The organism is Trinickia soli (assembly GCF_002879855.1).
Classification (GTDB): domain Bacteria; phylum Pseudomonadota; class Gammaproteobacteria; order Burkholderiales; family Burkholderiaceae; genus Trinickia; species Trinickia soli.
The window spans coordinates 39609-54912 of sequence record NZ_PNYB01000026.1 but is presented as its reverse complement, the minus strand read 5'-3'; the positions used below and the strand labels follow the sequence as shown (position 1 = coordinate 54912).

Below are 15304 nucleotides of genomic sequence, written 5' to 3'. Positions count from 1 at the left end.
AGAACGAAGTGCGGTATCCGGACGAGACCGACGAGACGCGCTTGCACGGATCAGTCTTCTTCGATCCAGGCTGCGACATCGACGGGACCGGCGAGCGGGCCGCCCACGACGAACCGGGCGCCGGGCGATGCGGGCACGGCCTGCGGCTGATCGCCGTAGTTGATCGCAAAGCGCAAGCGCCCGCGTCGACGCAGCCTCAACCCCTCTGGCATCGGTGTCGCCTCGATACCGGCGCGGCCCACGCAATCGGCGATGAAGGCGCGCAACAGCGTCGTGTCGAAGCAGGCGGCCATGTAGGTGACGCGTTCAGATCGCAGCACTGCGGGCAACCCATCGTCGAATCGTGCGATCGCTTCTGTCGCTCGTCCCGGCTTCGCGTGGTCACGCCAACGCAGCGCGACGCCCTCAATGCCGTTGAATCGCAGCGTCGGCCGTATCGACGGCCGCAGCGACTCGACTTCGACCACGCGCGCCGGCAACACGCGCTGCAACTCGCCCGGCGGAAGCTGAGGCACGATCGAAAATGCTTCCGTCTTCGATCCCGTGCGCGGACCGAACACCCAATGATTCGTGCCGCGCTCGATCTGCTCGACGACACTGTCCGGCAGAATCGGCAGTGTCGGGGCGATGACCAACCGATATTCCCCGACATCGGCGTGGGCCGAAACGATGTCGATGTCGAGGCCGAGTTCACGCAGTGCGCTATACCACTCGAATACGAGGTGCTGATAGTCGAAATCCGCACCATGTCGCTGCGCTTCGAAGACCCAATCGGCCTCGTAGTCGAATAGCAGCGCCACGGGTGCGCGCGTAGAGCGCACCCGCTCGGCGGGCAACGACAGCTTGCGTAGCGCCCGGCCAACCTGCGCTGCTTCCTGGCCGCCGGCCGAAAGCGTGTCGTCGGGCGTATTGAGCCCCGAATGCATCTGCTCCTGTGCAAACGGGCACTGACGCCAGCGAAAGTACGAGACGAGTTCTGCGCCGTGTGCGAACGCCTCCCAGGTCCAAAGCCGCACGATGCCGGGCTGCGGCACAGGATTGAACGGCGCCCAATTCACCGGCCCGGCCTGCTGCTCCATGACCCACATGCGACCGTTCCCGATACCGCGATAAAGATCGTGACTGAACGCGGACACATCCGGGTGCCCCGTGCGCGCCCAGCGATGCTTGTCCGCTTCCGCAAGAGGAATCACTTCGGTCCGCGGTATCGGATAGCTGTCCCACGCAGCTACGTCGAGCCCATGCCTCGCGAACGCATAGTGATCGAACGCCGCGTAAAAGCCCATGAAGTTGTGAAGCACATCGCGCCCCGGCGCGTGTTGCCGGATCAGATCGGCCTGCAAGGCATGAAAGCTCGCGACTTCATCCGACTGAAACCTTCGGTAATCGAGCAAGTGGGCCGGATTCGCATCCGTCGGCAGGCAATACGGCAATTCGATTTCATCGAAACTGCCGTACTCCATGCTCCAAAATACGTTGCCCCACACCATATTGAGTGTGGAGATCGTTTCGTACCGGTCGGCCAGCCAGCGCCTGAATCGATGCAACGCTGCCTGCGTATAGCTCGGCAACGTGTTGTGACAACCGAATTCGTTGTCCGTCTGCCAGGCGACGACAGCAGCGTGACCGCCATATCGCCGCACCATGGCTTCGACGATACGCGCGCAATGTTCGCGATAGACGGGGCTGGAAATGTCGTAGTGACGGCGAGAGCCGAACCGCATCACGCTGCCGTCGCGCGCGACGGGCAAGATCTCCGGGTGTCGATCGACGAGCCACTTCGGCGGCGAGGCCGTCGGCGTGCCGATGACGATCTCGAGCCGGTGGCGCGCCAGCGTCGCAATGGCCGCGTCGAGCCATGCCCAGTCGTAGCGCCCCGGTTCGGGCTCGATGCGAGACCACGCGAATTCGGCGATACGCACGCGCGCGATGCCCATTTCGGCCATACGGCGCGCATCGCTCTCCCACTTGTTTTCCGGCCAATGTTCGGGGTAGTAGCACACACCGAGCTGCATGAAGCGTTCCTTGATTCGATAGTTGTGGATGGCAGGGTCACCGCGCGAACATCAGCCCTTCGTTGCCCCGAACGTCAACCCCGCAACGAAGTGCTTTTGCATCGCGAAGAACATCGCGATCGACGGCAACGCCGCCAGCACCGAGCCGGCCGAGACGAGATTCCACGCGGTCGTCCATTGGCCCTTGAGCGCCGCGACGCCCACGGTGATCGGCGCCGCGTCGTCGCCTTGCGTCAGGCACAGCGCCCAAAAGTAGTCGTTCCACACGAACGTGAAGACGAGAATCGCGAGGGCGGCCAGCGCGGGCCGCACCAGCGGCAGCACCACGCGCCAATAGATCGCCCATTCGCTCGCACCCTCGATCCGGGCCGCCTCGATCAGCTCATAGGGCAGCTCACGGATGAAGTTGCGCAGAAACAGTGTGCAAAAGCCGGTCTGAAACGCCGCGTGGAAAATGATCAGCGCCCACACGGTGTTGTATAGGCCGAGGCCCGCCATCAACTCGCGTACCGGAATCATCAGGATCTGAATCGGCACGAAGTTGCCTGCCACGAATAGCCCGAGCAGCACGGCATTGCCGCGAAACCGGTAATTGGCCAACGCATGGCCGGCCATCGATGCAAGAAAGATCGAGATTGCCACGGCGGGCAGCGTGATCAGGCAACTGTTCCAGAAGTAGTGAAGCATCGGCGTCTGTGTCAGCGCCGCGCCGTAGTTCTCCACGAGCGCGAAATGCTTCGGCCATCCCCAGTAATCGCCGGTCAAAAGCTCATCGCTCGAACGCACCGACGTGACCAGCACGGCCAGCAGCGGCACGAGCCACAGCACCAGCGCCACGGGAAGCGACAGGCGGTAGACGAGCCGCGGAAACGGACGCCACCGCTGAACGGGCATCGGATACATTGAGGACTCCTTACGATTCGGTCCGCACGAGGCGGCGCAGCTGCCAGACGATGTAGACGAGCATGATCGCGAACAACACGACTGCGATCGAAGCCGAATAGCCTTCGCGGTAATACTTGATCGCCTGGTCGTACATGAAATAGGCCAGCACGGTCGAGCTATCGAACGGGCCGCCGCCGCTCATGACGGAAATGAGATCGAAGCTGCGCAGGGCACCGATCACCGTCAGCACAACCGCCATGAACGTGGCCGGCCGCAATTGCGGCAGGATCACATGCCACAGCAACGCGAAGCCGCGCGCGCCCTCCATGCGCGCCGCTTCGATGATCTCGGGGTTGATGCCCGTGAGGCCCGTCAGATAAAGAATCATGCAAAACGGAATCTGCGGCCATAGCGCGGCAACGATGATCCCGTACGTGACGTAGCGCGGATCGCCCAAGACAGGAATGCCGTGGCCGACGATGAGCTTCAACAGGCCGAACGTCGGGTCGTAGAACCACGAGAACGCGAGCCCGACGACCACGCCGGGCAAGACGAACGGGGCAAAGAACAGCGACTTGATGAGCCGGATGCCGAACACGTTCTGATTCAGATAGAGCGCGAGCGCAAGCCCGAAAGGCGGCGCGAGCAAGAACAACACGAGCCAGAGAAGATTGTTTTTCAGCGCGACGTAGAACGTGTCGGATGCGATCAACTCACGGTAGTTGTCGAGTCCGGCGAACGTCTTCGGCGTCATTCCATCCCAGTGATGAAAGCTGAGCCAAATGCTGCAGACGATGGGATAAACGACGAAGACGGCAAACAGCGCCAGCCCCGGCAGCAGAAACAGCAACGCCGCCCGCGTGCGCCGGCGTCCGAGCGATGCAGGCTGTCGCAAGGCCGGCCGCGATGACCGCCGCAACGCGCGTTGTGTAACGGAAATCGACATAAATCAACGCTCCGACTTCATTGAGAGGGGGCGGCTCGAATCCATCCGCGAAGCCGCCCCGGCCCGCACGCGGCAGGCGCTTATTTCTTGTAGATGCGCTTACGCGTCGCTTCCAGGCGCTGCAAAATGGCATCGAGCTGCGTCGGATCCGAGAAGAACTGCTGCATGGCCTTCATGCCTTCGTCGGCCATTTCCTTCGTCATGTCACGGTCGTAGAACTGCGCAATGCCGCCCGTCGTACCTGCCAGCGTTTTGAAGCCGACCTTCGAGATGGGATCCTGCGGTTCGGCCGCTTCCTTGTTCGACGGCAGTTGACCCCACCCCTTCGCAAGCTCGCCGTTGATTTGCGGCGTGCCCATGAAGGCCAGCAGGCGCCGCGCATCGGCTGGGTGCTTCGCCTTGGCCGGCATGATCAACACGTTGACGGGTCCGTCTTCGGCGACGGGCACCGACGCATCGATGATCGGGAAGCGGAAGTAGCCCATCTCGTTGCGCGTGGCCGCCGGCAACCCGGCCGAGAAGAACGTGCCCATCAGCAGCATCGCGGCCTGTCCGTTGACCAGGATCGGGCTGGTCGAATCGACGTCGTAGGAGAGCGCGTTATCGATGAAGTACTTGTCGTCGATCAGCGTCTTCCACGTCTCGTAGACATGCTTGACGCGCGGGTCGGTGTAAGCGATATCTCCGGCCATCAGTTGCTGATGAAAGTCATAGCCGTTGATGCGCAGGTCGAGGTAGTCGAACCACGCGGCCAGCGTCCATGAATCGCGGGCCGGCACGGCGATCGGTGCGATGCCCGCGGCTTTCAGCTTCTTGCAGTCGTCGAGGAATTGCGTCCACGTGGTCGGCTCCGCGCTGATCCCGGCCTTCTGAAACAAATCTTTGCGGTAGAAGAAGCCGTATGCGTCGGTACCCAAAGGCACGCTGTACTGCTTGCCGGCGTATGTCGACGAGGATTTGACCGCCGCGTAGGTCTGATTCCATCCGTTCTTTTGCCAATCGCTCGTCAGATCGGCCAGCAAACCGCGCTTCGCGAAGTAGGCCATGCGCTCGCCGTTGTGCCAGCTCAGCACATCGGGCGGGTCCGTGGCGAGCCAACCCGACAGCTGTACCTTGTACGCCTCTTCGCCGACATAGCTGACCTTCAGGTCGACATCGGGATTGGCCTTCTTGAACTGATCGAATGCATTCTGCCAGGTGGCGCGCTGATTCCCGCGCGCCGACACCGTCACGTTGAGCGTACCGGCGCTGGCCGGCGACACGTCGGCAAAGGCCGCGCATGCCATGCAGGCAAGCGCGAGCGTCCGAATGTGTAGCTTCATCTCCGTCTCCTTTCGTTGGTCTTGGGTATCGGCGTGTCGCCGGTTTACTGCGTCGTGGTATCGGCAGCTTCAGCCGCTGCACGGTCGAACGAAATCGCACAGCCTCGTTGGTCGAACAGATGCCATGCGTTCCGAGAGAAATAGATGGCCTGACGATCGCCGGCGCGCAGCGAAGACGTGCCGGGCGCTTTCGCCAAAAGCGTGACGCCGCCTGGCTGATCCAGATGAACGTAGGCGGCTTCGCCCAATTGCTCGACGAGTTGCACCGTGCGGACGATCGATGACGAAGCATCGGTCGCATCGCCATCGGGCTGCATCGACAGATGCTCGGGACGAATACCCAACGTCACGGGTTCGCCGATGGCAAGACGCTGCCGCAGAGGCATGCCGCTCAAGGCGAGGTACTCGCCGCTGTCGTCCAGGCGTAGACCGATCGATGCGCGATCCATCGCTTCGATCGTCGCTGGCAGGAAGTTCATCCGCGGCGAGCCGATGAATCCGGCCACAAACAGGCTGGCGGGCCGGTGATAAAGATCGAGCGGCGCACCCACCTGCGCCACGCTGCCCAGGCGCGCGACATCGTCGCCCGAGCGCAGCAGCACGATCTTGTCGGCCAGCGTCATCGCTTCGACCTGATCGTGCGTCACATACACCGAGCTCGCTTTCTGAAACCGTGAGTGAAGCCGCGCGATTTCAATCCGCGTTTGGCCACGCAACGCCGCATCGAGATTCGAAAGCGGTTCGTCGAACAGAAAGACCCTCGGCTCGCGCACGATCGCACGGCCGATCGCCACACGCTGCCGTTGTCCGCCGGAAAGTTGTCTGGGTTTGCGCTCGAGCAAAGCGTCGAGTTGCAGCACGCGCGCCGCGTCCGTCACGCGGCGACGTATCTCTTCTTTCGGCAAGCCGGCAATGCGCAAGCCGAAACCGATGTTGTCGAACACCGACATATGCGGAAACAGTGCGTAACTTTGAAAGACCATCGAGACGCCGCGCTCCGCCGGCGGCGTCTCATTCATTCTGTGCCCGTCGATGCAAAGCTCGCCCGTGGTCAAATCCTCGAGCCCCGCGATCATGCGCAACAGTGTCGACTTCCCGCAGCCGGACGGACCCAGGAATACGCAGAACTCATGTTCGGCAATGTCGAGATTCACGTCGCGCAGCACCGGCGCATGTTGGCCGTACTGCTTCGACACATGCCGCAAAGAGATGGCCGACATCATGCGCTCCCGTTATTCCGGTCCGTGCATCGCGACGCCGAATTTAAGCGCTTAAATTTTTGTCGCCAAGTTGGCATGTCTGCCCGTACCATGTCGTCTCCTGTCGATGAGCTAGCGCTTTGGCGGTTACGCTTCCCGGATGCAAAGCATGACGCAACCGCAGTCGTCGTGGAATGGAACGTAGCTCAACCGATTGCCGTTGTGCAACTTTTGGGCAGGCGTCCCAGCATATGAACAACGCGCGGGCGATCGCATGATGGCGCTCGCCGCACATCGAAGTCGGGGGATCAACGCGTGGTAACGCTTGCAGAAGTCGCGCGGCGCGCGAAGGTGACGGGCGCAACGGTGTCGAACGTGCTGCGCAATCCGCAGAAGGTGAAACCGGAAACCGTCGAGCGCGTCATGGCCGCTATCCGCGAGCTCGGCTATCGGCCGAATCTGACGGCGCGCGCGCTTGCGCGAGGCCGCACGTCGACACTCGCGTTGATGCTGTCGAATATCGCCAACCCGTTCTACCCCGAATTCGTTCTCGCCGCCGAGCGCGAGGCGCGCAAGCGCGGCTATTTCCTGCTGGTCTGCAATACCGACGACGATCCGGCCATCACGCGCGCCTATCTGGAGCAAATCGCCGGCTCGCTCGCGTCGGGCATCATCGTCATGAATACCGATCTCGGCGAGGGCGAACTGACAGACGTCGCAAACCGCGGCGTCGCCGTCGTCCTCTGCATGTGGGAGCATGTGCAGCCCTCGCGCACACTGCCATGTGTCACGATCGATTTCGCGGCGGCGGGCGCGTTGGCCGCGACGCATCTCTCCGGGCTCGGGCATCGGAAATTCGGCGCGCTCGTAGGCGCCGGCTCAGGCGGCCCGCAAACGATCCGGCTTGACGGCTTCGCCCGCGCGCTTGCCGCACACGGTCATTCGGAAAAGTCGCTGACTGTCGTCCATGCGCACGATTCGCTCGAAAGCGGCTATGAGGCCACCATGGGGTTGTTGCACCGCAAACCCGCCTTGACCGCGATCTTCGCGACGAACGACCTGATGGCGATCGGCGCGATGCAGGCAGCGGCCGATCTGGGCAAGCGCGTGCCCGACGACCTATCGGTCGTCGGCCTGACCGATATCGTTCTCGCTCATCAATTCCGGCCGGCCTTGACGACCGTGCGGCTGCCGACAGCCGAAATCGCCGCGCGCTCGATTGCGCTGGCACTCGAAATGGTCGAAGGCGGCACGTCCACGCAAGACCTTTACGTCGTGCGGGCGCCGGAACTCATTGTGCGCGAATCGACGGGTCCGGCACCGTCGCGGCGGCGGCGGGCATGACGTGTGTGCCCGCTTGCCAGGTAATGTCCGGCAAAAGGTTGACCGGCCGAAGCGGGAAAGGCGGGCCCAAGCGGGGCGAGCCGCGGCGTTCAGTGCGCCGCGAGACCGTGGCGGATGGAATAGCGGATGAGTTCGGCGTTGTTTCTCAAGCCCAGCTTCTGCATGAGACGCCGCTTGTGGGTGCTGATCGTTTTCGCGCTGAGCGCGAATGTGTCGGCGATATCGTTGATGCTGCGTCCGCTCGCCAGCGCACGCAGCACCTCGAATTCGCGGTCGGAGAGGATCTCGTGGGGCGGCACGTCGGTTGAGTGGCGCGCGAACACCACCGCGTCGACGAGCTTCGGATCAATGAAGCGTCCACCTTCGGCGAGCTTTCGAATCGCGGCCAGCAATACTTCGGGATCGCTGTCCTTGGTGACATACCCGGCCGCCCCCGCACGCAAAGCGCGCGAAACGACCTGCGCTTCGTTGTGGATGCTCAGAATGAGGACAGGCATCTCGGGATACTCGCCATGAACGCGGCGAATGAGGTCGACGCCGCTGATACCGGGCATCGTCATGTCGAGCATCAGCAGATCGACTTCCTTGCTTCGCAGCTTGGCGAGCACGTCGGCGCCGCTCACCGCCTCGTCGACGACTGTGATATCCGTGGCGGTCGCCACGATTTGCTTCAATCCGCTTCGCACCACCGCATGGTCGTCCGCGATGAGAATTTTAATCATGTCCGCTTCCATCTTTAGCAGGAATACCAATTGAAATCACAGTCCCGCAACCGGGCGCGCTGTCAATTTGCAGCGACGCGCCGATGAGGCGCGCACGTTCGATGATACCGAGCAATCCGTAGGAGTCACGCTTTCCCGCACTGGCGGGATCGAACCCGCAGCCGTCGTCGCTCACGTGAATCTGCAGCGCGTCTTCCCCGGACACGACCGTAACATTCACGCGCGTCGCGCCGGCATGTTGCGCGACGTTGGCCAGCGATTCTTGCACGACGCGAAACACGGCTGTTGCGTGCGAATCGCTGAGGTTGGGCTCGCGACCAATTGCGAGAAGCTGAGAGGAGATACCCGTGCGCTTCATGAAGTCTTCCGACAGCCATTCGAGCGCCGATAGGAGCCCGAAGTTCAGCGTCGCCGGGCGCAAATGGTTGGCTACGTTGCGCACCATGAAAATCGTGAGTTCGACCAATTCCTGCATGTCGGCCACTTTCTTGAGCAAATCCGGCGCTTCCTTCAGCCGCATTTTGAGCAACGACACGTCCATCTTCAAGGCGGTCAGCAACTGCCCGAGTTCGTCGTGTATTTCCAGTGCAATCCGCTTGCGTTCCTCCTCGCGAATCGCTTCCATATGTGCGCTGAACTGGCGCAGTTGTTCCCGCGATTCGACCAATACGCGCTCGATACGCTTTCGTTCGGTAATGTCGCGAATGCCGAGGTAGATCGCCGGTTCGTCGTGGTACGTGGCCAGCCGTGCCGTGAGCGTCCCCCAAAACGCGGAGCCGTCACGCCGGCGCAATTGCACCTCTTCGTCCTGCACGATGCCGTCTCGCCTTACCCGCTCCGTCACGCGCTCACGATCTCTTTCATCCAGGTACATATCGTGGCTGTCGGTCGCGCCCTGCGCCTGCTTGGCGATGCCGAACAATTCTCGCCAGGGGTCATTCGCATAGAGAACATACGGCGCATTCAGCCGACCGATGCTGAGCGGCACGGGGCTCGCCTCGACGATGACGCGCAATCGTGCCTCGCTGAGCTTGAGCTCGGCCTCCGCGCGTTCACGTACCTCTATCTCCGCACGCAATTCGTCATTCGCCAACGCAAGCTCGCGCGTACGCAGCTCGACCCGCCGCTCGAGTTCGGCTCGGATACGCGACAGTTCGTGCTCGGCCTGCTGTCTGACGCGCACTTCCGCCTGCAACTGATGGCTCTGCTTGACGAGCGCCTCTTGCATCTCGCGCATCGTCAAATGAACCTTCATGGCACGCTCGATCGCTTCCACGCCATCAAGCGCGATCAAGACACGGAAGCCGCGCTCGCTCAACGTATCGACGATCACACCGAGATTCGCCGGTGTATCGTCCAAGATCAGCACCGTCAGGGTGCGCAGTTGGGCATCGGCCGGTCCGTTCATTTACGCGCCCTTTTGTCCGGCGCTGGTTTCACGAACGGCGACCGCGAACGGCCGCGCGATCACGCTGCGGTGCAGGCGATCGACCGGGCTCCATCCGAAAAGCGAGACGCGGACGTCCATGTCCCCTTCAAATCAGAATCGTTGGCATGCGCATATTGTGCATGCGTTGACGTGAAGGTTGATGCTTCCCGGCCGAGAAAAAGACGGCAAAGAGGCTGACCAAATTGCTGATTATGGTGTCGGGAAATCCTTACCCCGAGCCATTACGATGCCTGACACTCCGGCCACGGTGCATTGCATGAGCGAAGAGTACCTCCCGCGCGACAGCGATAGCGGTTTCAATGGGTCATCCTTCCTTTCCGAATTTTCAGGATTCCCTGACTGCCTTACGCGTTCCGGCCGCACGGATAGATCGGGTAAATTGGAGTGATAGGTGCAGACAATGCTGATCCGCATAGCCAGCATCGAAGCGATGCAAATATCGATATCTATGGCGAGGCGCGCCCGTATTGGTGGACGCACCGCGTACCCCGGGCGCGGCGACTTGACCGACCGGCGGCGCCATCGCAGCTCACGCGCGGTAACCGCTGTGCGAGAACGAACCTGCAGTTGTAGGGAGCAGATAAAGATATGACAACGACGAGCAGCATGGAGCCGCGTCTCCTTTGGTCCAGTGCGCACGGCCGATCCGCACCAGCCGCACTGGCTACGTACGGGGCGCAAGCCGCCCTGGCCGGTTCGATCGACGCAGCCGATCCGACCGTCGTATTCATCGACTGCGTGGACGCCGACGCCAAAGCCGAAGTGAGCAAGTGGCGAAGCAATCATGGAGCGGCGCCCTACCTCGTGCCGGTGGTGAAAAACGCCTCTCCGCAAATCATCGTCTCGCTGGTTACCCACGGCGCCAACGACGTCGCCGGACACGAAGACTTGCTGTTTCCCGACGCCATTGTTGGCCGCTCGCGCGACGAAGCCAGGCTGCTACACCTCGCCAAGTCGTGCGCCGGCACTACCGACTGGCTGCAACGCGTCGCGGACGATATCTCGTCGCCCGTCTTCTTCAAGGATGCGGCGGGCGCCTATACCGGCTGCAACGAGGCATTCGAGCGCCGGTTGGGTCGCGATCGCAAGGATCTCACGGGCAAAACCGTCTATGACATCGCGCCGTCCGATCTTGCGCTCGTCTATCAAAAGGCGGATCTCGCGCTCGCCTCGCGCGGCGGTGTGCAGATCTACGCCGCGGGACTGCCCAAGCCATCGGGCGACGTCGGACTCGTGCGGTTCTACAAGAGCGTCATCTCCGACGGCGCGAGCGTGACCGGCATCGTGGGCACCATTCACGACATCGGGTCGTCCACGGCGGAAGAGGAGATTCAAGAAGCCCTGCGCGAACTGCTGCACCATGCGAACGCCCATGAAGCCGAGGCATTGCGCGCCGACGCGCGAGCGAACGCCGACCGCACGCTGCTGGCGCGCATTGCGGGCAAAGACGGCGCTGCATTAACGCACCTGCACAGGCAATACGCACCGCGGCTGAAGCGCTTCCTCAACCGGATGACGTGGAGCAGCCATATAATCGACGAGGTCGTGAACGACGTCTTTCTGGTCGTATGGAACAAAGCTGTGGATTTTCGCGGCCAGTCCTTGGTGTCGACATGGCTGATGGCTATCGCCTATCGGTGCGCCTGTCAGGCGATTCGCAGCGAGCACCGGTTCGCCAATACGCTGCCGCTCTCCTATGAGCGGCATCTGGCGGCGCTGCACTATTCGCACGACTATGAAGGGGCGGACCTGCTGACGAAAGCGATGGGGCAACTGCCCGTCGACCAGCAGCTCGCCATGTCGCTGTCCTATGTGTTCGGTCATTCCACCGAGGAAGTCGCAGCCATCACTCGTTCGACGGAGTCCGCCGTCAAAGCGCGCATCCGCAGGTCGAAGAAGCGCCTACGCGACATCATCGGACAAGTCGACTGACGCCGCCCCCCCTCGAACGAGCTCGAAGGCATCCGCGGTCCCCAGCGCCCGCCGCGGACGCACTGCCGCCCAGCCACGCCACTCCCCCGCATCGCGTCTCGTATTCCGATTGACGCTTGATCGAGTTCGCCGCTCTCCCTCCGCGGCATTCCGTGCTTTCGGCCTTTCAAAAAGCCACCGGTTCCATCATTAAAACGGCAACTTAAATACATCAAATATCGAATCTTCGAACGCAAGAATTAATCGATCTATCTCGCTGAGATCCACGGGAGAATTGAAGTGCGATTCTCGTTACCGATGCCCCGCAACTAGCGACAAACCTTAGTGATTGCATCGCCGAAGTCAGCATTGCCATCGAGCCGTTCGAGGCTGAATAGAACTGATCGATCCTGCAACCGCAAGCACCGTACCGTTCAGAAGACTGACCGCCGTCCACGTCAAGACCGAGGCCCATCGCCGGCTCGATGCCAGGTGGGAACAAATGGCGAACGCGTTGGGATCCGTGCATCGCGGCAAGATCGATGCAGCGTTGCTCGGCGAGCTTCGCGCATTTGCCCGTATGTTCCAGCGTGTATTGCGTGACTGGAGCGAGGATACGACGCGATGGCCCCAGAGGCGGACCAAAGCGCTCTTCGAGCAGTGGTGCGAGGTCAAGATCTACCCGGTCGTGTTCGACTGCTCGACGCAAGCGTTGCAATACAGCGAGACATGAGAAGCAGTACCTGAGCAGCGATCCCTAAGCGCGCTCGGCAACGCGGGCAACCCCGGCATCGTCCGCTTGCCCGACAGGCAACTCCACTTTGATCGTCGTTCCCTTGCCCGGCGCGCTCACGATATCGATGTTGCCGCCGAGCATCAGCATCCGCTCCTTCATGCCGGCAAGACCGAACGATCGTTTGCGTGTCGCCACCGGGTCGAATCCGCAGCCGTCGTCGCGCACCTGAAGAAGACAATCGTTGCCGACGCGCTCGAGCGTCACGGATACATGGCGGGCCCGCGCATGGCGCGCGACGTTCGTCAGCGACTCCTGAACGATTCGGAACAGCGCGATGGCGCGCTCCTCGGCCAGCGGCAGTGTCTCGTCGGGAATCGATAGCGAATAGCCGATCTGAGTGCCCCGCGAAAATTCCGCAGTCAGCCATTCGAGGGCGGCCGCAATGCCCGCGTCGAGCGCGCCCGGACGCAGAGAGGACACCGCGTCGCGGACGACCTGCATCGTCTGGTCCGCCAGCTCCAGCAGCTTTTGCACTTGTTCGGTCAACTCGGGATTGTCCGGTCCGAATCGGATGCGAAGGGTCGACGCCCCCATGCGCAAGGCTGTCAACTGCTGCCCGAGCTCGTCGTGCAGTTCGCGCGCAATGCGCTTACGCTCTTCCTCGCGCGCTGTCTCGCGCCGCGAAGTCAGCTCGCGCAAGATGTCGTACGACTCGCGCAAGCGTTGCTCCACTTCCTTGCGGTCGGAGATATCCCGCCAGATCGAGAGTCCGCTCTGCACCTGTCCGTGGGCGTCATACTCGGGTACCAGCTGCACGGACCAGCATTGCGGCTTGGTGGGCGTATCCCAGTTGAGCTCGAACTTCGCCGCTGTGCCGGTTCTCATGACGGCCCTCAACCTATCGCGGAATCGGCGCGAGATCGCCGCGGGGGCATGGAGCACATTTCCGGCTTTCTGGCTAAGCAGGACCGCCGCATCGAGGCCGCACACGCGCTCGAATTCCGGGTTGACATAGATACGGCGGCACTCGCGATCGTACCGAATGATCGGGTCCGGGGCGTTTTCGGCCAGGGTCCGAAACGCCCGCTCGCTATCGCGAAGCGCGGTTTCCATTGCGCGCAGCCACGTGATGTCGCGCGCCACACCGAGTACGCTGACGACACGTCCTTCGGAGTCTTGTTCCGGAATATGTCGAAGCTCGAACACCCGTACTCCGGATTCGGTATACCAGCGCGCCTCGGATTCGTTCGACACCCCCTCCGCGAAGGCTCGCTCGAGGCCGATGCGAATGCTGGCGGTGAGCTCCGCGGAACCGTCGATCTGCAGCGTGCCCAGCGCTTTACCGACGATCGCGTCCTGCGCAATCCCGAACGCCTTGGTCACCGCCGGATTCACGTACAAATACCGGCCGTCCGCATCGAAGCGGCCGATCATATCGGGGAAGTTTTCCGCCAACGTGCGAAACAGTTGTTCGCTGCGCTTCAAATCGTCGACGTCGCGGCTGATCGCGAGCACGCTCGCGACTTCGCCGCTCGGCAAGAACTCCGGAACGATGCGAATGTGCCCCCAGCGAATCCGCCCGGCGGCATCGCGCAGGCGAAGCTGTTCCGTCACTGCCTGGCGTGTCTCCACCACCGTGCGCAAACGGCCCATATAATGCACGGGATCGACGAACGCTCCCATTTCCGCCGGTGTTTTTCCGACGACGTCTTCCTTCGTGAGCGAACGCAACGCCGGGTTCGCGTAGATACGACGGAAGTTCATGTCATAACGCGCGATGTAATCGGGCGAGTGCTCCACGACGGCACGAAAGGCTTGCTCGCTCGCGTGCAGCCGCTCCTGGGCCAGCTTGCGTTCCGTCACGTCACGGCCGAGTGCCAGCGCGCCAGTTGTCTCGCCGCATAACGTGCGCTCCGGGAAGATACGGATGTGATGGTAGCGAGGGCCGTTGCCGGTGTCGGGCAGCCTGAGTTCGATTTCGCGTTGGATTCCTGTTTCGATCGCCTCCTGCAGCAAAGCTTGATACTGCGCCAGACGTAGGTCGGGTTCGTGCTCGTCCGGTGTCTTGCCCAAAAGGTCCTGCAGCGGCCGGCGCATCAGCGCCGTCAGTCCCGAATTCGCATACACGAGCCTGCACGCGCGATCGTATCGGCAAATAATGTCCGAGCTGCTCTCCGCCAGGCTGCGAAATTGGCCCTCGAGTTCGCGTCGAATCGCTTCGAACGAGACGGTACGCTTATCGGCAGTGACATCGCGCGCGATGCCGAGAACGCGCCGAACCTGGCCTGAGGCATCGCACAATGGCAGCAGCACCGCGTGCAGATCGCGGCATCCGTTGGCCAATTCAATCGTGCGTTCGTCTTCGCACGATTCCCGCCGGGCAATGCAGCGGCAGGCGGCGTCGTAAATGAAGTCGGTAAGATCGCTCGGTTGCGTATCGTCGACGAACACGCCGACAAGTTCGGCAGCCTGCACGCCGAACAATTGCGCGCACGCCGGGTTGACCCGCAATATTCGCAATCGCCCGTTCGGTGTCGACTCGAGCACAAAGAGCAAATCACCGGAACGCTCAAAGAGGAGATCGAAGCAATGCTCGGTTTCGAGCGCCGCTTCGTTTTTGGAAGCGACGCGCTCATCGCGTCGAGCCAACTGCCGTTCGAGCGCCTGCAGCGCCTCACGCAAGGCGTCGTTCTCGCGCCGCAGCGCCTGCACATCGTTCAGCGATTCGCGCGAAGCATTTCTCATGCGTTACCTGCAAAGATCAGCCTGCCGCG

At 62.1% G+C, this 15304-nt stretch carries 11 protein-coding genes; 3 read left to right on the top strand and 8 right to left on the bottom strand.

Annotation, left to right across the window (positions count from 1 at the left end; translation table 11 throughout):
- Positions 1-50: 50 nt before the first annotated feature.
- The 5 genes from C0Z19_RS23320 to C0Z19_RS23300 all read right to left on the bottom strand — a co-directional run bounded on the left by C0Z19_RS23320 (position 51) and on the right by C0Z19_RS23300 (position 6388).
- Positions 51-2015, bottom strand: coding sequence for a beta-galactosidase (locus C0Z19_RS23320; RefSeq protein ID WP_102612211.1), 1965 nt, complete (start codon positions 2013-2015; stop codon positions 51-53).
- A gap of 51 nt (positions 2016-2066) precedes the next feature.
- The gene (locus C0Z19_RS23315; RefSeq protein WP_102612210.1) at positions 2067-2918 is read right to left on the bottom strand and encodes a carbohydrate ABC transporter permease; all 852 of its coding nucleotides are present in this window, start codon (positions 2916-2918) and stop codon (positions 2067-2069) included.
- Between the two features lie 10 nt (positions 2919-2928).
- Positions 2929-3846, bottom strand: a complete 918-nt coding sequence (locus C0Z19_RS23310; RefSeq protein WP_102612209.1) for a carbohydrate ABC transporter permease — start codon at positions 3844-3846, stop codon at positions 2929-2931.
- 80 nt (positions 3847-3926) lie between these two features.
- Positions 3927-5168 (bottom strand): ABC transporter substrate-binding protein, encoded by a 1242-nt coding sequence (locus C0Z19_RS23305; RefSeq protein ID WP_102612208.1) that lies wholly within the window; start codon positions 5166-5168, stop codon positions 3927-3929.
- A 44-nt stretch (positions 5169-5212) separates the two neighbouring features.
- A complete protein-coding gene (locus C0Z19_RS23300) occupies positions 5213-6388 on the bottom strand; it encodes an ABC transporter ATP-binding protein (protein ID WP_102612233.1) in 1176 nt (391 codons plus the stop codon).
- A 294-nt stretch (positions 6389-6682) separates the two neighbouring features.
- Here C0Z19_RS23300 and C0Z19_RS23295 point away from each other — a divergent pair, with 294 nt between their 5' ends.
- The gene (locus tag C0Z19_RS23295; RefSeq protein WP_102612207.1) at positions 6683-7711 is read left to right on the top strand and encodes a LacI family DNA-binding transcriptional regulator; all 1029 of its coding nucleotides are present in this window, start codon (positions 6683-6685) and stop codon (positions 7709-7711) included.
- An 89-nt stretch (positions 7712-7800) separates the two neighbouring features.
- Here the strand turns inward: C0Z19_RS23295 and C0Z19_RS23290 are convergent, their stop codons facing one another.
- Positions 7801-8433 (bottom strand): response regulator, encoded by a 633-nt coding sequence (locus C0Z19_RS23290; protein ID WP_102612232.1) that lies wholly within the window; start codon positions 8431-8433, stop codon positions 7801-7803.
- Positions 8426-9841, bottom strand: coding sequence for a histidine kinase (locus tag C0Z19_RS23285; RefSeq protein ID WP_102612206.1), 1416 nt, complete (start codon positions 9839-9841; stop codon positions 8426-8428). The genes C0Z19_RS23290 and C0Z19_RS23285 overlap by 8 nt, the downstream gene beginning before the upstream one ends.
- Before the next feature lie 648 nt (positions 9842-10489).
- On the opposite strand from C0Z19_RS23285, the gene C0Z19_RS23280 reads away from it, so the two are divergent.
- Positions 10490-11815 (top strand): RNA polymerase sigma factor, encoded by a 1326-nt coding sequence (locus C0Z19_RS23280; protein WP_158243054.1) that lies wholly within the window; start codon positions 10490-10492, stop codon positions 11813-11815.
- 373 nt (positions 11816-12188) lie between these two features.
- The gene (locus tag C0Z19_RS23275; RefSeq protein ID WP_500472248.1) at positions 12189-12527 is read left to right on the top strand and encodes a T3SS effector XopP-like protein; all 339 of its coding nucleotides are present in this window, start codon (positions 12189-12191) and stop codon (positions 12525-12527) included.
- A 24-nt stretch (positions 12528-12551) separates the two neighbouring features.
- On the opposite strand, the gene C0Z19_RS23270 is transcribed toward C0Z19_RS23275, so the two are convergent.
- The gene (locus C0Z19_RS23270) at positions 12552-15275 is read right to left on the bottom strand and encodes a sensor histidine kinase (protein ID WP_102612203.1); all 2724 of its coding nucleotides are present in this window, start codon (positions 15273-15275) and stop codon (positions 12552-12554) included.
- Positions 15276-15304 lie beyond the last annotated feature (29 nt).